General features: G+C 67.4%; 22 protein-coding genes and 1 pseudogene. 13 read left to right on the top strand and 10 right to left on the bottom strand.

All coding sequences use genetic code 11. The features are described from left to right. Positions 1-30: 30 nt before the first annotated feature. The gene (locus tag EZE58_RS01390; RefSeq protein ID WP_167559653.1) at positions 31-1,182 is read right to left on the bottom strand and encodes an aminotransferase class I/II-fold pyridoxal phosphate-dependent enzyme; all 1,152 of its coding nucleotides are present in this window, start codon (positions 1,180-1,182) and stop codon (positions 31-33) included. Between the two features lie 198 nt (positions 1,183-1,380). Here EZE58_RS01390 and EZE58_RS01385 point away from each other — a divergent pair, with 198 nt between their 5' ends. The 9 genes from EZE58_RS01385 (at position 1,381) to EZE58_RS01345 (ending at position 9,931) form a co-directional block, all read left to right on the top strand. Then, positions 1,381-4,350, top strand: a complete 2,970-nt coding sequence (locus tag EZE58_RS01385) for an alpha/beta hydrolase (protein ID WP_009379241.1) — start codon at positions 1,381-1,383, stop codon at positions 4,348-4,350. Between the two features lie 157 nt (positions 4,351-4,507). Further along, positions 4,508-5,740: an MFS transporter gene (locus tag EZE58_RS01380; RefSeq protein ID WP_009379243.1), complete on the top strand. Its 1,233-nt coding sequence runs from the start codon at positions 4,508-4,510 to the stop codon at positions 5,738-5,740. 432 nt (positions 5,741-6,172) lie between these two features. After that, positions 6,173-6,394 carry a translation initiation factor IF-1 gene (gene infA / locus EZE58_RS01375; protein ID WP_009379245.1) on the top strand — a complete coding sequence of 74 codons (222 nt, stop codon included), beginning with the start codon at positions 6,173-6,175 and terminating at the stop codon, positions 6,392-6,394. Between the two features lie 63 nt (positions 6,395-6,457). Beyond that, positions 6,458-6,571 (top strand): 50S ribosomal protein L36, encoded by a 114-nt coding sequence (gene rpmJ / locus EZE58_RS01370; protein WP_009379247.1) that lies wholly within the window; start codon positions 6,458-6,460, stop codon positions 6,569-6,571. A 189-nt stretch (positions 6,572-6,760) separates the two neighbouring features. Continuing rightward, complete coding sequence (gene rpsM, locus EZE58_RS01365) at positions 6,761-7,129, top strand: 30S ribosomal protein S13 (protein ID WP_009379249.1); 369 nt, start codon at positions 6,761-6,763, stop codon at positions 7,127-7,129. 51 nt (positions 7,130-7,180) lie between these two features. Next, positions 7,181-7,585 carry a 30S ribosomal protein S11 gene (gene rpsK, locus EZE58_RS01360; protein ID WP_009379251.1) on the top strand — a complete coding sequence of 135 codons (405 nt, stop codon included), beginning with the start codon at positions 7,181-7,183 and terminating at the stop codon, positions 7,583-7,585. A gap of 155 nt (positions 7,586-7,740) precedes the next feature. After that, positions 7,741-8,739 carry a DNA-directed RNA polymerase subunit alpha gene (locus tag EZE58_RS01355; RefSeq protein ID WP_009379253.1) on the top strand — a complete coding sequence of 333 codons (999 nt, stop codon included), beginning with the start codon at positions 7,741-7,743 and terminating at the stop codon, positions 8,737-8,739. A 23-nt stretch (positions 8,740-8,762) separates the two neighbouring features. After that, positions 8,763-9,353: a 50S ribosomal protein L17 gene (gene rplQ, locus EZE58_RS01350; RefSeq protein ID WP_040342040.1), complete on the top strand. Its 591-nt coding sequence runs from the start codon at positions 8,763-8,765 to the stop codon at positions 9,351-9,353. Between the two features lie 344 nt (positions 9,354-9,697). After that, complete coding sequence (locus EZE58_RS01345) at positions 9,698-9,931, top strand: SDR family oxidoreductase (protein ID WP_227007192.1); 234 nt, start codon at positions 9,698-9,700, stop codon at positions 9,929-9,931. Positions 9,932-10,018: 87 nt separating this feature from the next. On the opposite strand, the gene EZE58_RS01340 is transcribed toward EZE58_RS01345, so the two are convergent. Together EZE58_RS01340 and EZE58_RS01335 are read right to left on the bottom strand one after the other, a co-directional pair. Continuing rightward, complete coding sequence (locus EZE58_RS01340; protein ID WP_009379256.1) at positions 10,019-10,459, bottom strand: hypothetical protein; 441 nt, start codon at positions 10,457-10,459, stop codon at positions 10,019-10,021. Between the two features lie 45 nt (positions 10,460-10,504). Next, positions 10,505-10,690: a hypothetical protein gene (locus tag EZE58_RS01335; RefSeq protein ID WP_009379259.1), complete on the bottom strand. Its 186-nt coding sequence runs from the start codon at positions 10,688-10,690 to the stop codon at positions 10,505-10,507. Between the two features lie 438 nt (positions 10,691-11,128). On the opposite strand from EZE58_RS01335, the pseudogene EZE58_RS01330 reads away from it, so the two are divergent. Beyond that, positions 11,129-11,515, top strand: a pseudogene (locus EZE58_RS01330) (transposase); the annotation flags it as partial. A gap of 46 nt (positions 11,516-11,561) precedes the next feature. Here EZE58_RS01330 and putP read toward each other — a convergent pair. The 5 genes from putP to purU all read right to left on the bottom strand — a co-directional run bounded on the left by putP (position 11,562) and on the right by purU (position 19,121). After that, entirely contained in the window at positions 11,562-13,082 is a 1,521-nt protein-coding gene (putP, locus tag EZE58_RS01325; RefSeq protein ID WP_009379262.1) for a sodium/proline symporter PutP, read from the bottom strand. Positions 13,083-13,363: 281 nt separating this feature from the next. Beyond that, a complete protein-coding gene (locus EZE58_RS01320; RefSeq protein ID WP_009379264.1) occupies positions 13,364-16,024 on the bottom strand; it encodes a hypothetical protein in 2,661 nt (886 codons plus the stop codon). A 2-nt stretch (positions 16,025-16,026) separates the two neighbouring features. Beyond that, complete coding sequence (locus EZE58_RS01315; RefSeq protein ID WP_009379265.1) at positions 16,027-16,449, bottom strand: hypothetical protein; 423 nt, start codon at positions 16,447-16,449, stop codon at positions 16,027-16,029. After that, on the bottom strand, positions 16,436-18,082 hold the full coding sequence (locus tag EZE58_RS01310; protein WP_009379269.1) for a phenylacetate--CoA ligase family protein: 1,647 nt from the start codon (positions 18,080-18,082) through the stop codon (positions 16,436-16,438). The genes EZE58_RS01315 and EZE58_RS01310 overlap by 14 nt, the downstream gene beginning before the upstream one ends. A gap of 187 nt (positions 18,083-18,269) precedes the next feature. Then, a complete protein-coding gene (gene purU / locus EZE58_RS01305; RefSeq protein WP_040342043.1) occupies positions 18,270-19,121 on the bottom strand; it encodes a formyltetrahydrofolate deformylase in 852 nt (283 codons plus the stop codon). A gap of 159 nt (positions 19,122-19,280) precedes the next feature. Here purU and glyA point away from each other — a divergent pair, with 159 nt between their 5' ends. After that, on the top strand, positions 19,281-20,555 hold the full coding sequence (gene glyA / locus EZE58_RS01300; RefSeq protein ID WP_009379272.1) for a serine hydroxymethyltransferase: 1,275 nt from the start codon (positions 19,281-19,283) through the stop codon (positions 20,553-20,555). Beyond that, on the top strand, positions 20,555-21,436 hold the full coding sequence (locus EZE58_RS01295) for a bifunctional methylenetetrahydrofolate dehydrogenase/methenyltetrahydrofolate cyclohydrolase (protein WP_009379273.1): 882 nt from the start codon (positions 20,555-20,557) through the stop codon (positions 21,434-21,436). Before glyA ends, EZE58_RS01295 begins: the two co-directional genes overlap by 1 nt. A gap of 100 nt (positions 21,437-21,536) precedes the next feature. On the opposite strand, the gene EZE58_RS01290 is transcribed toward EZE58_RS01295, so the two are convergent. After that, positions 21,537-22,469 carry a LysR family transcriptional regulator gene (locus EZE58_RS01290; protein WP_009379275.1) on the bottom strand — a complete coding sequence of 311 codons (933 nt, stop codon included), beginning with the start codon at positions 22,467-22,469 and terminating at the stop codon, positions 21,537-21,539. Positions 22,470-22,541: 72 nt separating this feature from the next. Here EZE58_RS01290 and EZE58_RS01285 point away from each other — a divergent pair, with 72 nt between their 5' ends. Next, on the top strand, positions 22,542-23,213 hold the full coding sequence (locus tag EZE58_RS01285; RefSeq protein ID WP_009379276.1) for a LysE family transporter: 672 nt from the start codon (positions 22,542-22,544) through the stop codon (positions 23,211-23,213). A gap of 81 nt (positions 23,214-23,294) precedes the next feature. Here EZE58_RS01285 and EZE58_RS01280 read toward each other — a convergent pair whose 3' ends face one another. Beyond that, positions 23,295-23,780, bottom strand: coding sequence for a GNAT family N-acetyltransferase (locus tag EZE58_RS01280; protein ID WP_009379278.1), 486 nt, complete (start codon positions 23,778-23,780; stop codon positions 23,295-23,297). Positions 23,781-23,806 lie beyond the last annotated feature (26 nt).

The following is a 23,806-nucleotide window of genomic DNA, read 5'->3' as shown; positions in this document are numbered from 1 at the left end:
CCCCGCCCCGCGGCCTCAGCTGTCTGCGCCTCAGCCCTTCGTCGCGGCGGCGATGCGCTCGACCGCCTCGCGCAGGAGGGGGCGGGGGAGGGCGAAGTTGAGGCGCACGTGTCCGGCCCCGACCTCTCCGCACAGCCGGCCCTCGGTGAGCGCGACCTTCGCCGTCTCGGTGAAGTGCTTCGTGAGGTGGTCGTCGAAACCGTAGCCGCGCATGTCGAGCCACGCGAGATAGGTGCCCTCCGGGGGCAGGAAGGGGATGTTCGGCAGCTCCGCCGAGAGGAGTTCGGTGAGGAGGTCGCGGTTGCCGGCGAGGTACGCGGTGATCTCAGCGAGCCACTCACCGCCGCGGGTGTAGGCGGCCGTCGTCGCAAGAATCCCGGGATTCGACGCCGCCTGGGAGACGAACAGTCCGCGTCGCTTCCACTCCGCGCGGTCCTCGGATGAGGTGAGGATGAGCTGGGCGCACTTGAGCCCGGGGATGTTGAAGGCCTTCGACGCGGCGGTCGCCGTGACCGTGTGGGCGGCGGTGACCTCGCTCAGACTCGCGTAGGGGACGTGGCGCGCCGGTTCATAGACGAGCGGTGCGTGGATCTCGTCGGAGAACACACGGGCACCGTTGGCTTCGACCACATCGGCCAGTGCCGCAAGCTCGGACTCCGTGTAGACCTTGCCGATGGGATTGTGCGGGTTGCACAGGACGAGGGTGGCACCGGGGCACAGCGCGGCGTCGATGGCCTCGAGGTCGACCGACCATCCGGTCTCGGTGCGCAGCATCGGCACTTCGATGAGCTCGCGACCGGTCACCCTGGCGACGTCGAAGAACGGCATGTACGCAGGCGTGGGCAGGACGATCGGCGTCCCTGCGGGGGTGAGGAGGTCGAGGACGGCGATGAACGCGGCGATGACGTCGCTCGCCGGTTCGACGTGCGCGGCGGGGAACCGCCAGCCGTAGCGTTCGGCGCAGAAGTCGGCCGTCGCCTCTCGGAGATCGGCGACGATCTGCGCAGGCGCATAGCCGTAGAGGTCGCGGTCGTCGATCTCCGTCAGCGCCTCCCGGACGACGGGAGCGACCCCGAAGTCCATCTCCGCGATGAACGCACCGAGGCTGCCGGGGTAGGTCGACCACTTCCGCCCGCCCTTCGCGACGAGCGATTCCTCGGTGATGGCGTCCAGATCGTCCATGGTCCCTGCTCTCCCCTCGATGATGGCGACCTCACTCACGCTAGCAGTCGACCCACCGGCCGCGATCGTCCGTCCGACATGCTCCGTCACAGCCGCGACCGCCTCGGCGAGAGCCCGGCAACTGTGACCACGGTCACGAAACGATAACGAAAACCTTGAAAAGTTCCTGACCGTTATCTGTGCGTTACGATGACGAGCATGACCCGAATCACATTGAGAGGGTCTTCGCGTGTCCTGGGAGCGTCGATCATCGGCGCTTCTCTGCTGTTCGCGGGGGCTCTGCCCGCCGCGGCCGCCGGTCCCGCGGAGTCACCCGCAGAGTCCATCCAGAAGCCCGCAGCCGACGAAGCGACAGACGTCGACGAGCTCGAGATCGTCCTCGGCACCGACGCCGAGGTGACCGCCTCGACCTCGCTCGTCATCCCCGTCACCGTCCGCGCCTCCGATGCAGCGACGACGCTGCGCATCGTCCACGCGGCGAACAACGAAGCCGTCGCCGGCACGGACGCCGTGGTCCCCGCCGGATCCGGCACCGTCGAGACCGAACTCGACGGATCGGGACTGACCCCCGGCACCTACATCGTCAAGTCGGACGACGGACTGAAGACGAGCGAGGACTTCACGGTCGTCGCTGACGAGACCGCAGCACCGACACCGACCGACGACCCGACGCAGACTCCGACCGAGTCGCCCAGTGCGAGCGGCGAGCCGACGGAAGAGCCCAGCGAGGACGCGAATCAGGCCGGTGACCTCGACGAGTACTACCCGCAGCTGGCGAAGGAGCTCTTCCGCCAGGACGACGGCACCTACCGCATCCCCGACCCGAAGGGCGGCGGCAAGGGCGCGGGCAACATCCCCGCGGGCCTGAAGAAGTACTACAACCAGAAGGTCGACCTCAGCGCCGAGAACTGCGGCAAGCTCGGCTACCCCGACTACACCGAGCGCATCGGACGCACCCCGGTCTGCGGCTACCTCATCGCTCCCATCGACGCGAAGGATCCTGCCGCCGGCAACGTCGCGATCGCGATGATGAAGGTCCCCTCCGGCAAGATGGTCGACGGGAAGTTCGTCAAGACCACCCCGCAGGGCACCGTCGCCTGGAACCCGGGCGGACCGGGCGGTTCGGGCATGACGCTCGGCGTCGCCGGTGCACTCTTCGAACCCGACCTCGCAGCGAACTTCGACCTCGTCGGCTTCGACCCGCGTGGCACGGGTGGCTCGATGCCCTTCTCCCAGTGCTCGACCGATGAGCAGATCGACGCCGACCGCGCCGAGGACGCGTGGGCCGGTGACCGCGAGGACGCCGAGGACATCCTCAACGACCAGGCGGAGAGATTCGCCGGTGACTGCATCGAGAACACCGGCAAGCTCTTCGACCTCGGTGAGGGAGGCCAGGAGAACCTCATGAAGCACCTGGGGACGTGGGACGCCGTCGGCGACCTCGACCTCATCCGTTCGACGAGCGGCGACGACAAGCTCGACTTCATCGGCTTCTCCTACGGGACCCGGCTCGGGTACGTCTATGCGCAGAAGTTCGGCGACAGCGTCGGCCGGCTCGTCCTCGACGGCGCCGTCGACCCCGGCAACGTCTCCGCGTACAAGGCTCTCAAGGACATCAACAAGGACCCCCAGGCCTACCTCGACGCCGACGGCAAACTCGTGAGCAAGGCCGACGCCGAAGAGGACGCCGACGACTCGGTCAAGCAGATCGCCGGCTTCCAGGACACCTTCGAACAGTTCGCGCTCGACTGCTCGGCCAAGGGCACCGAGGGCAGGACGTGGGGCGAGACCTACCCGAACCTCGAGTACCCTGACCGGCTCGCCGACCTCAAGAACGCACCCTTCACGTGCGCCCTCGGCGACGGGATCACCGACAGGGCGGAGCTGACCACGGCCGTGCAGGGGATCCTCCGCTCCCTCGAAGGCAAACCGCTGCCGGCGGGATCCAAGGGCGATGACCGCGAGGTCACCTTCGGCGATGCCCGCACCGGCGTCATCCAGGCCCTCTACTCCGAGGACCTCTGGGCGCAGCTCGCGCTCGGGCTCACCGAACTCAAGGCCGGAGAGACCGCCGGGGTGCTCATGACGCTCGCCGATTCGTACAACTCCCGCGACGAGACCGGCCACTACGACCCGATGCTCCAAGCGTTCACGAACATCCGCTGCACGGATGAGAACAGCTACGGGAACAAGCCGGACATCGAGGAGCTGCGCGACCTGGCCAAGCGCTACGACGAAGCCGGACCGTTCCAGGCGGCGTCGGTCTCGCCGGGCGTCTACGACTACTGCGACTTCTGGAAGTTCAAGGGCACCCTGCCCAAGCCGGAGAAGCTCACCGCGGTGCCGAACATCCTCGTCGTCTCGACCTCCCACGACTCGGCGACCCCGTACGCCTCGGGCGTCAAGCTCGCCCGCACGATCGACGGCAGCCTGCTCTCGGTCTCCGGTGCCTCGCACACCTCGTACATGTCGCGGGACGAGAACAAGGCGTGCACGGACCAGACGGTCAACGAGTTCCTCTCCGCAGGCACACTGCCCAAGGTCGGGGACTTCGGACCCAAGCTGCCGACACCGGACACCGCGGTCGATGACCGCGGGGAGACGATCACCCTGCCCAACCGGTGCCGGATGGACACGTTCCGCGCCGATGACTTCTCGCTTGAGAAGGAGAAGGTCGCGGCAGGGGAGAGCGTCATCGCCTCGGTCAAGCACCAGGCCTCGGAAGCCGACTACACCGTCGCCTTCGAGACCGGAGGCACGCTCGGCACGCTGACGACCGACAACGGCGGAAACGCCGTGAGCAAGGTCGTCGTCCCGAAGAAGGCGAAGCCGGGCACCTACGTCGTCCAGCTCCTCGACGCGAAGGGCAAGACCGTGGCGAACACGACGCTCACCGTCGTCGGCGACGACGACGGCAAGGGCGGCAAGGGCTCCGACGGAGGCAAGGACTCCGACGGTGGCAATGGCTCCGGTGGCGGCGATGACGAGAACCCGAAGGGCGGCGGGGACGCCCCCGGCGCGGGCAGCGGCGGATCCGGAAGCGGATCCGGCGGCAGCCTCCCGCGCACCGGTGCCGACATCTGGCCCCTGTTCGCCGGAGCGCTCGCCCTGCTCGCCGCTGGTGGAGTCGTCTACCGGATGACGCGCGGAAAGGGCGCGAAGCACTGAGCTCGGGCCGGGCTCGGCGGCCCTGACCGTCGGGCCTGACACCACCGGTCGAGCACCGCAGGCGGCCGAGAACGGATCTCACCACCGTTCCCGGCCGCCTCGGCGTCTGCGGGTCTCGGCTAGCATCGATGCGGACCGAGGATATGAGGAGGGGAGCGTGGCGAACACGTTCGTGCGCAATCAGTGGGCGCTGTGTCTGGCGCAGCTCTTCGCCGGCATCGGCGTGGCCACCGGGTTCGCCGTCGGCGGCATCCTCGCCGAACAGCTCACCGGTCGCACCGAGCTCGCCGGGTTCGCGCAGACGGCCTCGATCCTCGGCGCAGGACTGCTCGCTCTGCCGCTCGCGCGTCTCGCGCAGGTGCGCAATCGCCGCTGGGCGCTCGCCGTCGGCTACGGACTCGCCCTCACCGGAGCGCTCCTCATCGTCGTGGCCATCCTCGCGGGCATCGCCCTGCTCTTCTTCGTCGGTATGGGCTTCTTCGGGTCCGCGACCGCCTCGGGCCTGCAGAGCCGGTACGCGGCCACCGACTCCGCGCCTGAGCAGCTCAAGGGCCGAGCGATGTCGATCGTCGTGTGGGCGACGACCGTCGGGTCGGTCCTCGGACCCAACCTCGCCGAACCCGGTGCCCGGCTCGGGCGCTCGCTCGGCATCGACCCCTTCGCCGGTCCCTTCCTCATCGCCGTCGGCGGATACCTCCTCTCCTTCGTCTGCGTCCTCTTCCTCCGGACCCCGCGCTCCGATCGTCCCGGCGTCGGGGCGGACCGGATCGTCGCCGCCCCGACGGCCCCTCGCCGAGGCGGCACCTGGGCGGCCGTGCGCCGATCCCCGGGTGCGCTCCTCGGTCTCCTCTCCGTCGTCAGCGGGCACATGATCATGGTCGTGACGATGGTGATGACCCCGGTCCACATGGACCATCACGGGTTCGGCCTCGGGCTCATCGGCGTGACGATCGCCGGGCACATCTTCGGCATGTACGGACTCTCTCCGGTCTTCGGCTACCTCACCGACCGGTTCGCTCCCGGACGCGTCATCCTCCTCGGGCAGGTGCTCTTCGCCGCCGCGCTCATCCTCGGCTTCATCGATGCGGCAGGCGAGTCCTCCTTCGTCCGGCTCTCCCTCGCGCTTTTCCTCCTCGGACTCGGGTGGTCGGCGTGCCTCATCGCCGGCTCGACCCTGCTCACCCAGGAGATCGACCCGGCGCATCGGATCCCCGTGCAGGGACTCTCGGATGCGGGGATGAACCTCGGAGCGGCCGCGGTCGCCGCACTCGCCGGTCCGCTGCTCTCACTCGGCGGCTTCGCATGGGTCACCGTGCTCGGCTTTCTCGTCCTCGCCGTCGCCGTGGCAATGGGCATCCGCACCGGCTACGGGGCACGCGCCCGCGGGTGAGTGCCCCGCCCCGGCGAGGGACTCGGGGCCGGACGACGGTCGGGCAGGGCCGCCTCGGCGAGGGAGCGGGGTGTGCGGAACGGACGTGGGCATCGCTTCGGGGCACCGCCTCGGCGGGGTGATGGGGTGTGCGGAACGGACGTGACGCCGATCCGGCGGGCCGCCTCGGCGAGGGGAGCCGGGATTGTAGGGGAAGTCACGCGCGGAATCCAGGACCGCCTGGAAGATCTTCGGATCGTGGTGTAGAGTAGATGATTGGTCTGTTCTCACTCAACTCATCCATTCACGGTTGTGGGCGGCGTCACGCCATCCACAGCCTTTCATGTGGTGGGGGAGGGCCGGAGCAGTCTGTGGGGATCGTCGGTGCCGACCGACGATCGACGATTACGTCGAACGCGAAGGTTTCGCGGGAATACGAGGTTAGCGAACGATATGGCCAAAAAAGAAGGGGTCATTGAGATCGAAGGCACCGTTGTCGAAGCTCTCCCGAACGCATCGTTCCGGGTCGAGCTGAGCAACGGGCACAAGGTGCTCGCGCACATCTCAGGGAAGATGCGGCAGCACTACATCCGAATCCTGCCCGAGGACCGAGTCATCGTGGAGCTGTCTCCTTACGATCTCTCGCGTGGACGAATCGTTTACCGCTACAAGTAAGGATCTTCGATCATTCGCGCCGGATTCCCTGGGAAGGGAGACCGGCCGAGAGAAGGAAAAACGATGAAGGTTAAGCCCAGCGTCAAGAAGATCTGCGAGAAGTGCCAGGTGACCCGCCGTCACGGTCGAGTCATGGTGATCTGCTCCAACCCGCGCCACAAGCAGCGTCAGGGCTGAGCAGCTCTTCGAGCAGAGGGAGCCCCGATACGGGGCTGCCAGCAGCACCACACCCACGCAGACCTCGCCCCCTGCGCATGCCGGACCGGCATGAGCAGGACGATACCTTCGGTCGGGGGCCGAGGACCTCAGGTCACTGAGGACAGGTCTGCATCAGCACCTCCGAAACATCAACAGGAGTAAGAACCTATGGCACGTCTTGCCGGAGTCGACATCCCGCGCGAAAAGCGCGTGGAGGTCGCCCTGACATACATCTATGGTGTGGGCCGCACGCGTGCGCGCCAGACCCTGACGGAAACCGGGATCAACCCCGACACCCGTGTGAAGGACCTGAGCGACGCCGAGCTCGTTCAGCTGCGTGACTACATCGAGGGCACGTTCCAGGTCGAGGGTGACCTCCGCCGTGAGGTCGCCGCCGACATCCGCCGCAAGGTGGAGATCGGCAGCTACGAAGGCCTGCGCCACCGCCGCGGTCTCCCGGTTCGCGGACAGCGGACCAAGACCAATGCGCGCACCCGCAAGGGACCGAAGCGCACCGTGGCCGGTAAGAAGAAGTAACATGCTCACCCGGTTGACCGGCGTCAACCACCTCGATCAGGAGTAAAACCTATGCCTCCCAAGTCACGCGCCGCTTCAGCGCGCAAGCCTCGCCGCAAGATCAAGAAGAATATCGTTGCCGGCCAGGCGCACATCAAGTCCACCTTCAACAACACCATCGTGTCGATCACCGATCCGACCGGTGCTGTCATCTCCTGGGCCTCCTCCGGTGAGGTCGGCTTCAAGGGCTCGCGCAAGTCGACGCCCTACGCCGCTCAGATGGCTGCGGAATCCGCCGCCCGCCGCGCGCAGGAACACGGCCTGAAGAAGGTCGACGTCTTCGTCAAGGGACCGGGCTCGGGCCGCGAGACCGCGATCCGCTCCCTGCAGGCCGCCGGCCTGGAACTGGGCACCATCCAGGATGTCACCCCGGTTCCGTTCAACGGCTGCCGTCCGCCCAAGCGCCGCCGCGGCTGACCCTTTCCGTGGAACTGCCGCAGGCGACGGGCCGCTGTGCCCGCCGCCTGAGGCAGAACGGATTCATCGCATAAACCGAACCGTTCTTCATGGCCGACTGCCATGACGTGCAGTGCGAACGTCATATAGCGGATGTTCGCTGAAAGGAAGCCCACGTGCTCATTGCACAGCGCCCAACACTCACGGAAGAAGTCGTCTCCGACAACCGCTCCAGGTTCGCCATCGAGCCGCTCGAGCCCGGATTCGGCTACACCCTCGGCAACTCGCTTCGTCGCACCCTGCTGTCGTCGATTCCGGGAGCCGCCGTCACCTCCATCCGGATCGACGGCGTCCTCCACGAGTTCAGCACCGTCCCGGGAGTGAAGGAGGATGTCACCGAATTCATCCTCAACCTCAAGTCCCTGGTCGTGTCGTCTGAATTCGACGAGCCTGTCGTTGCGTACCTGCGCAAGCAGGGCCCTGGCACCGTGACCGCTGCCGATGTCTCGGCTCCCGCCGGAGTCGAGATCCACAACCCGGACCTGCACATCGCCACGCTCAATGGCGAAGGCCGTCTGGACATGGAGCTCACCATCGAACGCGGACGCGGCTACGTGTCGAGCGCCCAGAACAAGAACGCCGATGCCGAGATCGGCCGGATCCCGGTCGACTCGATCTACTCGCCCGTTCTCAAGGTCACCTACAAGGTCGAGGCCACTCGTGTCGAGCAGCGCACCGACTTCGATCGCCTCGTGCTCGATGTCGAGACCAAGCCGTCGATGACCCCGCGCGACGCCATCGCGTCGGCAGGCAAGACGCTGGTCGAGCTGTTCGGCCTGGCACGCGAGCTCAACGTCGAAGCCGAGGGCATCGAGATCGGCCCGTCGCCGGTCGACGCCGCTCTCGCCGCCGACCTGGCGCTTGCCATCGAGGACCTCGATCTGACCGTGCGCTCCTACAACTGCCTCAAGCGTGAGGGCATCCACACCGTCGGCGAGCTCGTCGCCCGCAGCGAAGCCGACCTCATGGATATCCGCAACTTTGGTTCGAAGTCGATCGACGAGGTCAAGGCCAAGCTCAACGAGCTCGGACTCAGCCTCAAGGACAGTCCTGCCGGGTTCGAATCCGGTCTCGCGGAAGAGGACCAGTCCTACGTCGAAGACGAACAGTACTGATCAAGACCTAGGAGTTTTCCACTATGCCTACCCCAACGAAGGGCCCCCGCCTCGGCGGTTCGCCCACCCACGAGCGCCTCATGCTCAACAACCTGGCAGCGCAGCTCTTCGAGCACAAGCGCATCACGACGACCGTGACGAAGGCCAAGCGCCTCCGTCCGGTGGCCGAGCGCCTCATCACCGCTGCGAAGAAGGGCGACCTCGCCGCCCGTCGTCGCGTGCTCGCCCAGATCGCCGACAAGTCGATCGTCCACGAGCTCTTCACGACGATCGCCGAGACCATGGCCGAGCGTCCGGGCGGATACACCCGCATCACGAAGATCGGTCCCCGCAACGGCGACAACGCTCCGATGGCCGTCATCGAGCTCGTCCTCGAGCCCTACTCGCCGAAGCAGGCCACGGTGAAGGAGGCCGAGCAGGCCACCGCGACCGCCGCTGCCGCCTCGACTGACTCCTCCGACGAAGAGGTCGTCTCCGACGACGTCACCGTCACCGAGGATGCCGATGGCGACGTCGTCGTCGACGAAGTCAAGGTCACCGAGGATGCCGAAGGCAACGTCGAGGTCGACGAGACCGTCGAGACCGTCGACCCCGAGGCCGGCAAGGACAAGTGACTCTGATCTAGAGTCGGTCCGATCCCGATACTGCAGGCGGGTGCCCACTGGGTGCCCGCCTGCAGTACATTCACGGGTCGGCGCGCGGTTGCGCAGGCCGTTGCTCGGTCCACGCCTGGCCGGGTTTCCGCGTCGCCCGGGACACGGATTTCCGCGCAACTGTGGATCGAGCGAAAAGGTCTCCGTCAGACCGCGCTCGATCCACGAGTGGCTCGGTGTCCGCGGGATTGGGAAGCGGAACAGCCCGCCAGCCCGGTGAGGGGGTGCACGTATATAAATCTATAGATCTCGAACGGGGTTGGGTCGCTGGTCCTGGTAATGTCATGCACGCGGTCTAGCCCGAGCTGGCCAAACGCGGGATCACGGTGAACTCGGTCGCGCCTGGCACCATTGGCACCGACCCCGATGCCGATTGGATCGACGCACCCGGAGCCTGCGACGGCGCCGTGCAGGTTTCCGCGTTCGACAGAATTGGTACTCCTGAGGATATTGCGGATGTGATCAGTTTCCTCGCCGGCTATCGTGGACACTGGGTCACCGGGCAGACGATAGACACCACCGGCGGCTCCAGCCTCTGAACGGGCGCGAGATGCATGACTAGTACCGAAACCTCTGTCCATTCCCACATCGCGTTTTCGCGTCAGTCGCTTGAGAGTGCAGAAGGCTCAGTCGTTCTGATCGTCCTGGAAGGTCTTCTTGCTTCTCGTCTTATGGATTGGCTCCACTGTCATCCCGGTTGCTTCAACCCATGCGCCCTGGCTATAGGTGCGCAGAACCTTCACCGTCTCACGGGACTGCAAGTAACCATATCTTCCAGTCTCCCAATCCATTCCGCTGACTTTGCTGTCTGCGAAGAAGGCTTCGTGGTTGTAGGACTGCACTTGGAGCGTGCCATCCAGAATTGCATATGCGTGGCCGCCCTCAGAGGTGTTGGTTTCACCAGAACCTTGAAAACTAGGCGCGTACCTGTGCATAGTGCCATCCGTGAGGGTAATGACGACGTCGCTCGCTTCGGACCACTCGACTCGTCTGCCGTCACCGAGCTCTTTGGGAGGTTCAGAATGAGGACTGGTTGAATCCACGAAGAATTGTATTTTGCTATCCATGTTTTCTCTGCTCCTTTGATTCAGCGATCCTTGTCTGGGGTTGTATCACAGCCGTTCGACGATCTCCTCGATACGATCATGGCCGTAGAACACTGGGATGAGAGCGTGTTCCCATTCACGGCCAACGTAGGCTGCTCCGTCTTCGAGCATGTGAGGGTCCAGAGCAGCGTCACGTTGGACCGCGCCGGCTATCTCTTCAAGGTACTCGGCGTGCATCTCCGTCCATTCCATGTTTTCCGTGGCATGGGGAGAGGCTCGCATAAGACGTGCTATCGCGTTCAGCACATAGACGGCGTCTGCGGCACTTCGTTGCTCCGCACTCATAATTGCTTCCCTTCAACTACTGCGGCTGTGCGTAGTATCTAGTGTCCCATAGGCCCCTGACGCAGTTGTTGAGCCGACCGCTCTATTTTTGCGGGGGTGCCCTATATTTATTGGCAGGCCCCATAGGGGGCCTGGTCGCTGGTTCTGGCATGGCTGATTCGCCCTGTCATTGATGATCCGGCGGGTGTTGCCGCAAGGAATCCAGGACACGCGTTGACTGCTGATAGGGGCTGGACCCAGGTGTACTGAGGTCTCGTCGTAACGTGGGTGCCAGCATCGGGTGTCATGGCAGACCGAGATCGAGGCTGAAGCGGAGGAACTGGCTGACTCGCTCCCTCTTTTCTTCAGGTCTCAACGTAAATGCCGGGAGTCGGCGTTAAGGCCGCAAACCAGATCCTCCTGGCAGCCGGTGATTTCAGCGCGTTCAAGACTATTGCACATTTGGCTGCGTATGCCGGAATCGCTCCGGTGACGCGTCGGACGGGGACATCGATTCGGGGTGAGTTCCCGTCGCGTGCTGGCAATAAAAGGTTGAAGAACGCGTTGTTCCACTCAGAGTGGGTGGCGTCGTGTCATGACTCGGTGTCGAAGGCGTATTACGAGGGGAAACGGGCTGAGGGTAAGCGACACAATGCTGCGGTGATGTGTCTGGCTCGCCGCCGGCTCAACGTCGTGTTCGCGATAGTCAAGGCCGGGGTCTTCTACGAGGCGAAGACCCCGGCGGCTGCTTGACAACGAATCTAACGAGGCGCGGATCAGCTCGCGACCTCCTCGGCGCTCACCTCACCTTCGAAAGCTCCACGCCCTCATCGAACTCGGCGTCGATCTCCGGGTTCGGCTTGTAGGTTGCGAGGCTGACGACGACCGCGACGATGAGGTTGATTGCGAAGCCGGGGATGATCTCGTAGATCGAATCCGTCAGCGGGGTGTTGAGCTGACCCCAGACGAAGGCGACGACGGCACCGGAGATGAGGCCGAAGAGCGCGCCCCAGTTCGTCAGCTTCTTCCAGAACAGGGTGAGTAGGACGATCGGGCCGAACGAGGCGCCGAAGCCCGCCCACGCGAAGGCGACGAGATCGAGGATGCTGTTCGACGGCGAGATTGCGAGCAGGACGGCGATGACCGCGACGATGAGGATGCCGAGGCGGCCGAGCAGCACGTACGTCTTGTCCTGGAGGGTGCGCGTCGACCCAGCGCGCTTCGCGACGATCTTGAAGAGGTCCTCGACGAGTGCCGAGGAGGTGACGACGAGCTGCGAGGAGATCGTCGACATGATCGCCGCAAGCACCGCGGCGAGGACGAGCCCGGCGATGAACGGGTGGAAGAGGATCTGCGCGAGGTCGAGGAAGACCGTCTCCGGGTCGGTGGGCGCCTGATCGGCGTGCTGGGAGAAGTAGGAGATGCCGACGATGGCCGTGGCGATCGCACCGGCCGCCGAGATCGCCATCCAGCCCACACCGATGCGCCGGGCGACCGTCGCGTCGGCGGGGGTGCGCAGGGCCATGAAGCGGACGATGATGTGCGGCTGGCCGAAGTAGCCCAGACCCCACGCGAGCGAGGAGATGACGGCGAGATAGGTCCCTCCGGCCCAGAACGAGCCGGAGCCGAAGAGGCTGAGCAGGCTCGGGTCGATCTCCCGGACGTTGGCGATCACCTCGGCGGGTCCGCCGGCATTGATGACGGCGACGATGGGCACGGCGATGAGGGCGGCGAACATGAGCAGCCCCTGGGCAACATCGGTGAGCGTGGCGCCGAGGAAGCCGCCGAAGAGCGTGTAGACCATCGTGATCGCGGCGACGATGAGCATGCCCGCGAGGTAGTTGAGGCCGAAGCTCGATTCGAAGAACTTCCCGGCCGCGACCATCCCCGAGGAGACGTAGAACGTGAAGAAGACGAGGATGATGAGGCCGCAGACGATGCGCAGCAGATGCGTGCGGTCCTGGAGCCGCTGCTCGAAGAAACTCGGGATGGTGATCGAATCACCGGCGGTCTCCGTGAAGGCGCGCAGCCGAGGCGCGACGAACTTCCAGTTCACCCAGGCGCCGACGGTGAGACCGATCGCGATCCAGGCTTCGACGAGTCCCGAGAGGTAGATCGCGCCCGGCAGGCCCATGAGCAGCCAGCCCGACATGTCGGAGGCTCCGGCGCTCAGCGCTGCGACGCTCGGGCGCAGGCCCCGGCCCGCAAGCATGTAGTCGTCGAGACTGTCCTTCGTCTTCCGGTAGGCGAACCAGCCGATGGCGAGCATGCCCGCGAAGTAGAGGATGATGGCGATGGTGCGGAACGTTGTCTCGGACATGGGGTTTCGTCTCCTTTGATCAGCACCGGAGACTTTACAGTAAAGCATGAGCCGGGTGTGAATACCGTGTGAAGATCCGCCCAGGGGTGGAATCGCGGTCCGATCGACAGGTATGAAGGTGGGCTGTCGTCGGTTCCGCCCACGCCGAGGCGGCTGTCCCGCCCCGGCGAAGTGTCCCGCACTCCCCGCCGAGGCGGTTGTGCCGTCCCGCTGAGGTGGTCCGGATACCTCGCCGATGCGGGCGACGGTTCCGTGGGCCGTCCCGGTCGGGGTGTTGTTCCTCAGGCGTCCGAGCGCCGATGCGAGCGGGGAACCCGGGTCGTCGACCGGCCGACGGAGAACGCGGCGATGGGACGGGTGAACCTGGCGCTGCCGTCGGGGAGAGTTTCGCTGCCGGCACACTTCTGTCGGCCGAGCAGGTCGCGCAGAGAGGCGTGTGCCTCCGGGCAGTCCTTGATCTCCGAGTGGACATCGACGCGCAGGCCCGCCCGATCGAAGAGCAGCCAGGTGCGCAGCAGATCGCGTCCGAGACGGAGCTCCCGCACAGCAGCCATTCCCGCCACGTCAGCCATTGCCTTCACGTCAGCCGGGGCCGTATCAGCCGGGACTGTATCCGCCCGGGCCGCGCTTGCAGAGTCTGCCTGACCAGAGTCCGCAACTGCCGAGGCAATCGTCGTCGGGTTCGCCGCGGGCGTTCCGTCGTCAGCGACTTCTGTGTCCTCGGCAGCCTCAGCGGCGGCAAGGATGAGGTGATGGGGTGCGCCGGTGCGCCTCGGAGGAGTTTCGGCGGCAGGCCCCTGCGGGCGGCGCGTGAACCACGCGATCGGTGCGAGAGCACCGGAGACCGCCCGGGCGATGAATGGGCGCAAAGGCGCCCGATTGAGGAGTGCCGCCGCTCGTGCCCCAAAGGACGGGATGCGCAGGCACTCGGCGGTGAGTCCGTCCTCGCGGTACGCCGGATCGCGCGGGTCGAAGCGCAGCCATGCGAGGGTCTCGGTGAAGACGGCGGGCGTGGAGAATGACCAGTGTTCGGCGCGGTCGAGCAGTCGCGCCCACAGTCCGTCCGTGACCTCGACGAGCCGTGCCCCGGACTGTGCGAGTGCGATGTTGGCCGTCTCGACGGCGGAGTCGAGGGCCGCCTCGTCACGGGCGAGGGGGCCGCGGTCGACCTGCCGGTGCTCGAGATCGGCGACCGTGAACGACGGCCAGGCAGCGACAGGGGAATCTGAGCCGCCCGGGCGGCCGGCTCCGCTGCGCACGTCGAGTCCGACAGTGAGCCCCGGTCCCCACCCGTCGACGGAGGTGACGTCGACCGCGAGGTCCGCCTCGGCGGCGGCGATCGCGAACGCCTCGATCCAGCACCCGAGCGAGAGGTGGAGGTCCTCGGAACGGGGATCGCCGGCCGGCAGGGTCCGGTCCGGGTCGACGGTGAGACCCACCTCGGCGACGGCACCGTCCTCAGCGATGCCCGCGACGGTCGGCATCCACGGCTGGGTGTTGTGCGCCGAGGGTGCCCGCCCGGCCGTGCGGAACAGCGACGTCAGCAGGCGTGCGCTGATGCCGGGGGACGACTGCGGGCCCGGCCCCGCCGTGACAGAGGTGCCCGACCCCGCCGTGACTGAGGCTCCCGTCCTGGTCGTGTCGGACGCATCCGCCCCCTCAACGTCGGACGCGTCCGACCCCGTCGTGTCCGCGTCGTCCGTCGCCGCAGTGTCTGAGGCATCCGCCACCGGCCGTTCGACGACCAAGTCCGTTCCCTCCGGCGCGGACTCGAGCCTCCGGTCGAGGAAGCAGAGCGAGTGCAGGGGCGTGCCTCCGGCCTTGGCGAAGACCGCCGCCGAGGCGGGATTGTCCTCGGCGATGAACGTCACCCGCAGACGCCGGTAGCCGCCGGCGACGAGTCCCGCGTACACCTCCCTGGTGACGAGGGAGAGCAGACCCTGACCCTGGAAGCGGGGATCGGTGCCCTGGATGATGAGCACGGCGTCGGTGAGGCGGGAGCGGTGACGGAGCAGGTCCCAGAGCGCTGCCGGACCGAGCCGGCCGCCATGGCGACGGAGCACCGGGACAGGGTCGGGAACGACGAGGGCGAAGCACCGCGACGGCGCGTCATCGCCCTCCTCGGCGCCGACGACATCGACGATGAGTGAGGGATCGGCCAGCACTGAGAGCCCTGCCATCTGCGATCTCAGCTGGGCGGGGGAGATCTGCGTGAAGTAGGGCAGGGCTGAGAACGCGGCGTTGAGCGTCGGCAGCAGCCGGGCTGCGAACCCGCGCATGCCCAGACGTGTGACGGGCCGGCGACGCAGTCCGTGTTCGGACCATTCGGCGGGGCTGACTGCGGTCGCGCGAGCGCGGGGGACCGCGTCGAGCCTGACCTCCCATGTCTGCGCGGGACCCCATGTCGAGAATCCCGCGGCGGCGAAGGCCTCGGCGATGAACTCCGGATTCCATGCGGTGTCGAAGAATCCGGGATGCTCGAAGCCTGCCGTGACAAGTCCGCCGGTGACATTGGGCAGCGGGGAGACGGGACCGAAGACCCGGCAGGCGCCGAGCGCGTCCGCCCGATCGAGGACGAGGGCGATGATCTCCTCGATCACGGCCGCATCGAGGGCCTCGAGCGCACCGAAGAAGAGGGTCTCTGGTGCCTGCGCTCCCGGACCGTCGCTCAGCCGTTCGGCGAGGAGACGGGACCGATGGCAGAGCACCCGGCCCACGGCCGCACCGGAGTCATCCGTGAGTAGCCAGAGCTCGACCTCCTCGGCGAACCAGCCGGACCCCGAGGCCCACGCGGTGATGTCCGAGGCGACGAGGGGGACGACATGATCGGACTCGCCCCGGGCGGACGCGATCGAGGCGGTGAGGTCGATGAAGCCTCGCAGCTCGGCCTTCGTCGTCACCCGGCGGCGCGTCAGTCCCGACCGTGGACCTCCGGCCTCCACGCTCACTCCTCGGAGATCGGGGTGAAGGAGTCGATCATGGCGAGGCGGCCGTCCTCGGCGCGGAACTCGCCGTTCGTGTAGCCCCACTCCTCGGCCTCGAGGAGGCGGATGAAGCCGCCGCGGGCCGGCGACTTCTCACCGTCGCCGATGAGCCAGTGCATGATCTCGACGTGTTCGGGGGTGCGCGCGAACCGCAGGAGGTCGTCTCGGGTCGCGAAGGCGACGAAGAGGCCGATGCGGTCGGGGAACTCGTAGTAGCTGCGATGCCAGAGGTAGCCCGGTGCCCGCCTCAGCGCCTTCGCGAGCTTCGGCCAGCGCCGGAGCTGGCCGAGCATGACGAGCGGGCTGCGGTACCGGTTGGCGCCGAGGAAGTACGCCCCGGCTCGGGCCTGCGGCGGGGCCTGTGAGAAGTCATTCGATCGCATTGCTCTCCCCTGACTGAGTTGCGGGTGCGGACGCGGACGCTGCAGGCTGCTTCTGGAGGTAGACGTTCTTGATCTTCGTCGATGTCTCGGCGAAGGGGCCGGTGCCGAAGTCGTGGATCTCGATCTCGAGCTCCGCGGTCGTCGGGTCCTCCTTCATGCTCTGCGCGAAGTCCCGGGAGACCGAGGCGAGGTGGCCGAGGACGCCGGTCCGGATCGTCTCGGCGAGTTCGGCTCGCTCACCGGCGGAAAGCGCCGGAGCGGTCTCGCGCAGCTGGATGTGCAGAGCCGGGCGGTGCTCGTGGTCGGGCAGTTCGCGCAGCTCGATCCGGAAGGACTCGATGAGGTGGGCGCGGGGGTTGTCCCGGTAGAGGCCGTTCTCGATGTCGAGGGGGTAGATGTTCGCGCCCATGTACGAGATCGTCGAGTCCGAGCGGCCGAAGAGGAGGACGAAGGGCAGCTTCATCCCGTTGCCGGAGAACGCCTGCGAGCATGCGCGAGCGAGGTCGGGGTGTCGGCGGGTGAGTTCGACCATCGTCGGGAAGTCGATGAGTCTCGCCTCGTCGCCGATGTTGTAGCGCAGCCTGGGACTCATCACCGACGCGGAGTTGATCGTCGCGACGAGCTCCCCGTCCTCGGTCGTCTCGAGGTAGGTCTCGAGCGGGTTGTACTGGAAGACCATGGGCACGCGGGACTCGTCGGGTCCGAGCACCTCGGCGCGGAAGTCGAGGTCATGGGCGAGCGCCCTGCGGATGACGACGGAGAGGTCGGACTCCCCGGCCATCCCGATCGTCAGGTCGGAGGCCCCGTAGCCGGAGTAGACCCGGTCGAAGCGCTGTTCGAGGTAGTCGCGCAGCCCCTCGGTCATCGCCTCACCGCCGACGAAGCCGCTCATCCGGTAGTCGTCCCAGGCGCCGGGCTCGGAGTCCATCCGGTCGACGAGATGCTTGAGGAACGGAGGATAGGCGCTGATGAGGTACGTGTGGTCGGGCCCGAAGTGACGCATCGTGTCGAGGATCTTCTCGAGGTCGGGCCCGGTGTTCTTGACCATCGCGACCTTCGCCATCGCCAGACCCGTGTTCGTCCCCGTCGCCCACGCGCCCATCGAGAACGCGTTGATGCAGAAGAGGTCCTTGTCCCCGAAGAGCATCGTCACGTACCCGGCGACGTTCTTGTGCACGGTGTCGAGTTCGCGCTTCGAGCGCATCCAGTTGAACGGTGTGCCCGAGGAGCCCGAGGACTCGTCGACGACCGTGCCCACCCGCTCGATCCTCCCGCCCCAGCACCGGTGCTCCTCAGAGTACTTCCGGACGAAGGCGTCCTTCGACGTCGGGGTGTAGGCCTCGAGGTCCCACCATGAGAAGGCGAAGCCGGTGCGCGCGAGGTAGTCCTGGTAGGCGGGGACGTCGAGGGAGGCCTGCTGGCAGATCATCCACGCGTTGAGCCGAGCGAAGGGCTCGAGCTTCGGCGAGTAGTGCCGGGCGGTGAAGCGCCAGATCGCCGGGTGCATCCGGTACGTCCCGTACGCGGCCGTCAGCCCGAGGTTCGCGGTCCGCAGCAGGGCCTGCCGGGCGAGGTTGACGGGTCCGCGCGGGATCGGCAGGCGGCGCAGGCCTGTGGGCTGAGTCTCACTCATACAGTGACAGTAGCCCAGCCCGGGCCCGCGCGGGCCGGCTCGGAGGGATTTGTGTCAGTTCCGCACCACGTCGCCGAGGTGGGGGTGCGGATCCCGCCGAGGCGCACGCCCCCGCATCCCGCCGAGGCGGGCCCCGTTCCCCGCCGAGGCGGGCCCCGTTCCCCGCCGAAGCGGGGCCTCGTTCCGCTCAGTCGAAGACGACCGTGCGGTGACCGTCCATGAGGACGCGCCCCTCGGCGTGCCAGCGCACGGCGCGGGCGAGGACGGCCGCCTCGACGTCCTGACCCTGGGTGATGAAGTCGGCGGTGTCGTGGTCGTGGTCGACACGGGCGACGTCCTGTTCGATGATCGGTCCCTCGTCGAGGTCGGAGGTGACGTAGTGGGCGGTCGCCCCGATGATCTTCACTCCCCGGGCGTGGGCCTGGTGGTAGGGCCGGGCGCCTTTGAAGCTCGGGAGGAAGGAGTGGTGGATGTTGATGACGCGGCCTTCGAGGGCCGCGCAGAGGTCGGGGGAGAGGATCTGCATGTACCGGGCGAGGACGATGAGTTCGACGTCGAGGTCGGTGACGAGGCGACGCAGCTCCGCCTCGGCGCTCTCCTTCGTCTCCGGGGAGATGGGGATGTGGTGGAAGTCGTGGCCGTGGAACTCCGCGAGCGGACGGAGCACGTCGTGGTTCCCTGCCACCCCGACGATGTCGATGGGCAGGCGGCCTGCGCTCTGCTGGAAGAGCAGCGTGTTGAGGCAGTGTGCGGCCTTCGAGACGAGGACGAGGGTGCGGGTGCGCTTCTCGCCCGGCTGCAGGCCGATCTCCATCGCGAAACGGTCGGCCACCTCGGACAGCGAGCCTTCGAGGTCTGCGGCGGTGACCGGGGTCGGTGTGGAGAAGGAGAGGCGGAGGAAGAACTGGTGCGAGTCGGGGGAGGAGAACTGCTGGGATTCGGTGATGTTCGCTCCGATTCCGGCGAGCACCCCGGTCACGGCGTGGACGATTCCGGTCGCATCGGGGCAGGTCACTGACAGTATCCATTCACGGCTCATGCCCGGAATCCTATCGTCGCCGACCCTGCCGGCCGCTCACGTGTCCGGGATCCGGCAGGCGGTCGGCCTGAGCCGGGCGGGGGCAACGCTGTTAGCATTGCCTCGGAACGCGCGCGGGCCGGATCCGTGCCGCCAGTCCTCGACGCCACAGGAGTGCATATGTCCGACACCTCGCTGCAGGCTTCGCTTGCAGACATCGACCCGCAGATCGCCGAAGTCCTCGACCTCGAGTTGGGCAGGCAGCGTTCGACGCTCGAGATGATCGCCTCGGAGAACTTCGTTCCCCGCGCGGTCCTCGAAGCCCAGGGCTCGGTGCTGACGAACAAGTACGCGGAAGGGTACCCGGGCAAGCGCTACTACGGCGGCTGCGAGTTCGTCGACATCGCCGAGAACCTGGCGATCGACCGGGCCAAGAGCCTCTTCGGCGCCGAGTACGCCAACGTCCAGCCGCACTCGGGTGCCTCGGCCAATGCCGCGGTCATGCATGCGCTCGCCCGCCAGGGCGACAAGATGCTCGGCCTCTCGCTCGCCCACGGCGGCCACCTCACCCACGGCATGAAGATCAACTTCTCCGGCCGCCTCTACGACGTCGCCTCCTACGAGGTCGACCCCGACACGTACCGCATCGACATGGACAAGGTGCGTGAGCGCGCCCTCGAACACCGTCCCGAGGTCATCGTCGCCGGCTGGTCCGCCTACCCGCGCCAGCTCGACTTCCAGGCCTTCCGCGACATCGCCGACGAGGTCGGTGCGAAGCTCTGGGTCGACATGGCCCACTTCGCCGGGCTCGTCGCCGCAGGCCTCCACCCCAACCCCGTCCCGTTCGCCGATGTCGTCTCCTCGACGGTGCACAAGACGATCGGCGGCCCCCGGTCGGGCTTCATCCTCGGCAAGGAGGAGTACGCGAAGAAGCTCAACTCCGCGGTCTTCCCCGGCCAGCAGGGCGGTCCGCTCATGCATGTGGTCGCGGCGAAGGCCGTGGCGTTCAAGCTCGCGGCGACCGAAGAGTTCAAGGACCGTCAGGAGCGGACCCTGCGCGGCGCGCAGATCCTCGCCGACCGTCTCCTCGAGGCCGATGTCGCCGAGGCGGGGGCGACCGTGCTCACCGGCGGCACAGACGTCCACCTCGTCCTCGTCGACCTGCGCAACTCCGCCCTCGACGGGCAGCAGGCCGAGGACCTCCTCCACGAGGTCGGCATCACCGTCAACCGCAACGCCGTGCCCTTCGACCCGCGCCCGCCCATGGTCACCTCGGGTCTGCGCATCGGCACCCCGGCGCTGGCGACCCGCGGATTCGGCGACGCCGAGTTCACCGAGGTCGCCGACGTCATCGCCGAGGCGCTCAAGCCCGGTGCCGACGTCGAGGCGCTCGCCGCCCGGGTGAAGCGGCTCAGCGACGACTTCCCGCTCTACGAAGGTCTGGAGCAGTACTGATGGCCGCGCAGATCCTCGACGGCAAGGCCGTCGCCGCGCAGATGAAGGACGAGATGCGGGCGCAGGTCGGTCAGCTCGCTTCGCGGGGGATCGTCCCCGGTCTCGGGACGGTCCTCGTCGGCGACGATCCGGGATCGAAGTGGTACGTCGCCGGCAAGCACCGCGACTGCGCGGAGGTCGGCATCGAGTCGATCCGTCGCGACCTGCCCGCCTCGGTGACGCAGGAGGAGCTCGAAGAGGTCATCGACGAGCTCAACGCCAACGACGCGTGCACCGGCTACATCGTGCAGCTGCCGCTTCCCGACCACATCGACACCGATGCGATCCTCGAGCGGATCGACCCGGCCAAGGACGCCGACGGACTCCACCCGACGAACCTCGGTCGGCTCATGCTCAACGTGGGCCGCCCGATCACCACACCCCTGCCGTGCACCCCGCGCGGGGTCATCGAGCTCATGGTCCGCAACGGCATCGAGCTCGCCGGCAAGCACGTCGTCGTCATCGGCCGCGGGGTCACCGTCGGCCGGTCGATCGGCTCGCTGCTCACCCGCCGGGAGTACAACGCGACGGTCACGCTCACCCACACGGGCACCCGGAACCTCCCCGAGCTGCTCAAGCAGGCCGACGTCATCGTCGCCGCCGCCGGTGCCCCGCGCATCGTCCGGTCCGAGGACGTCAAGCCCGGTGCAATCGTCCTCGACGTCGGGGTCTCCCGTGAGGAGGACCCGGAGACGGGGAAGTCGAAGATCGTCGGTGACGTCGATCCCGGTGTCGCCGAGGTGGCCGCCTGGGTCTCGCCCAACCCCGGTGGGGTCGGTCCGATGACCCGTGCCCTGCTGCTCAAGAACGTCGTCGACACCGCGCAGCGCTCCGCCGAGTGACACGCTGAGCCGACGACGCAGAACGGCCCGGATTGTTCCGGGGAACTGCAGACGGCCCGGCCGCCTCTCATGAGGCGACCGGGCCGTTCGCAATCTCTGCTCAGTCCGGAGTCGGGCCTGCGAGGAGCCTGCCCTGCTCCCGCAGGGCGTCGAGTCCCGCGGCGATGACCGGATGGGCGGCGCTGCCGGGACGGACGTGGGCGCGCAGCAGCCGATGGGGAATGGACGGGGAGTCGGGCCACGTCACCGGGATCCTCGAGACGGCGGCACCGGCCGGCAGGGAAGCGGTGCGCGGGAACAAGGCGATGCCGTGGCCGTGACCGACGAGCGCGGCGACCGCCGACCAGTCGAGCGCGTCGTGGCGCACGCGCGGGCGAAAGCCCGCCTGAGCGCAGAGGTCGGCGAACACCACCTGCTGGTCGCGGATATCGCCGGCCCCGATCCAGGTCTCGTCGGCCAGATCGGAGAGGCCGACGGATATCGCGTCGGCAAGCGGGTGGGCCTCCCCGACGAGGATGTCGAGCGGGTCGACGAGGAGATCGTGCGCTTCGCCTCCCCGATCCTCTGCGGCCCCGACACGGTGAGAGCCGGCGACGGCGACGACGATGTCGGTCTCCGCGTCCGCGAGCATCCGGAACCGGTCCCCGATCGCGTCCTCGCGGATCTCCACTGCGATCCGCGGGTCGATGTCGCGAAGGCGGTCGACGGCGGGACAGATGAGGGAGACGATCGCCGAGGCGATCCCGGAGATCCGCAGACGAGCGCCCTCGTCCGCGCGCAGGGTCGCGAGGTCCGCGAGCGTTCGCTCCCATTCGGCGTCGAGCGCCGAGGCATGGGAGAGGACGATCTCCGCGGCCTCTGTGAGACGGACATTCCGTCCGACGGGTTCGACGAGTTCGGCACCGACGAGGCGGGAGAGCTGCTTGAGATGCTGGGACACCGTCGACGGGGTGACATGGAGGGTGGCCGCGGCTCCCGTGACGGTCCCGACCTCGCGGACGGCTCGGAGAGTGCGCAGGCGCGGATCGATCATGGTGAAACACTACACAATGAATGGCGAAATCTTCGATAGACGCGAACGGTTCGGATGAGCCATCGTGGCCGTATGTGGCAGGCATTCGGACTCGGACTCTGGGCCGGCTACGGACTGGCGATCCCCGTCGGTGCCGTCGCCGTCCTCCTCATCCACCGCAGCGCGTCCGCGACGCTGCGGCAGGGACTCGCGGCGGTCCTCGGGGCCGTGGCCGCGGATGCGCTCTACGCCGTGGCGGCGCTGCTCGGCGGCGCGGCCGCCGCCCGCCTCATCGCACCGTGGCAGTCGGCGGTCACCGTCGCCGGTGCCGGTGTCCTCCTCGTCCTGGCCGCCCGCATCGCGGTCGACGGTCTCACCCGCGACCCGGGGGATCCCGAGCGCGGAACCGCCGGTGGTGGACCGGAGTGCGGCGACGGACAACCGCCTCGGACCGCGCCCGCGACCGGGCGCGCCTGGCGTGAAGCGCTCCTCTTCTTCTCCCTCACCGCGCTCAATCCGTGGCCGCTGCTCTACTTCGTCTCGGTGGTCGTCTCCGGGGGGCTGCTGAGCGCGGGCACCGCATCCGAGGCCGTCGCACTCCTGACGGGCATCGTCCTCGCCTCGGCCTCGTGGCACTGCGTGCTTGTGCTCATCGGCCGCAGTGCGGGGAAGGCGCTCCTCTCCGGATCCGGCCGGCGGATCACTGCGATGGTCTCCGCGGCGGTCATCGCCGGTCTGGCGCTGCGGCTGTTCGCCTCGGGGTGAGCGGTGAGAGCACGGACGACGACGGCCCGGTCACCTCGTTGGAGATGACCGGGCCGCGTGCGGCGCTCCGGGGGAGGCGCCTCAGTCCTGGTTGAGCTTGAGCTCGAAGAACACGCGCGGGTTGCCGGGGCCCGCGTAGTCCTCGACGAGTTCGCCGCTGAAGCCCATCGACGAGTGGAACGAGATCGCTCCGGTCTGCTCAGGATCGGTCGTCGCCTGCACCGTATCGCCGCCGAACTGGCGCACGTGGTCGAAGAACGCGCGGTAGAGCTCACGGCCGATGCCGAGGTGGCGGAAGTCCGACCGGGCGGCGACGAGATGGATGTAGGCAGGCCCTCTGGCGGGGATCTCACCGAGCAGGTAGCCGACGATCTCCGAGCGGTAGCGGGCGACGAGGCCGGAGGCGACGAACTGGCGGAACCAGTACGCGTCGTGGTCGGCCCGCAGGTCGCGGTCTCCCCAGAAGTTCTCCTGCGCACTGAGGAGGAACTCGCGCATCTCGCGGGCGTCGACCTCATCGAGCGGACTGATGCTCAGCTCTTCCGGATCGAATCTCTCATCAGCCATTGCCCCTCCTCAGGTGGTTCGTTCGT

The sequence above is a fragment of the Brevibacterium sp. LS14 genome, from assembly GCF_012027885.1.
Taxonomy (GTDB): domain Bacteria; phylum Actinomycetota; class Actinomycetes; order Actinomycetales; family Brevibacteriaceae; genus Brevibacterium; species Brevibacterium casei.
Note: the sequence above shows the minus strand (reverse complement) of the source record. Positions and strands in the feature narration are given on the sequence as shown.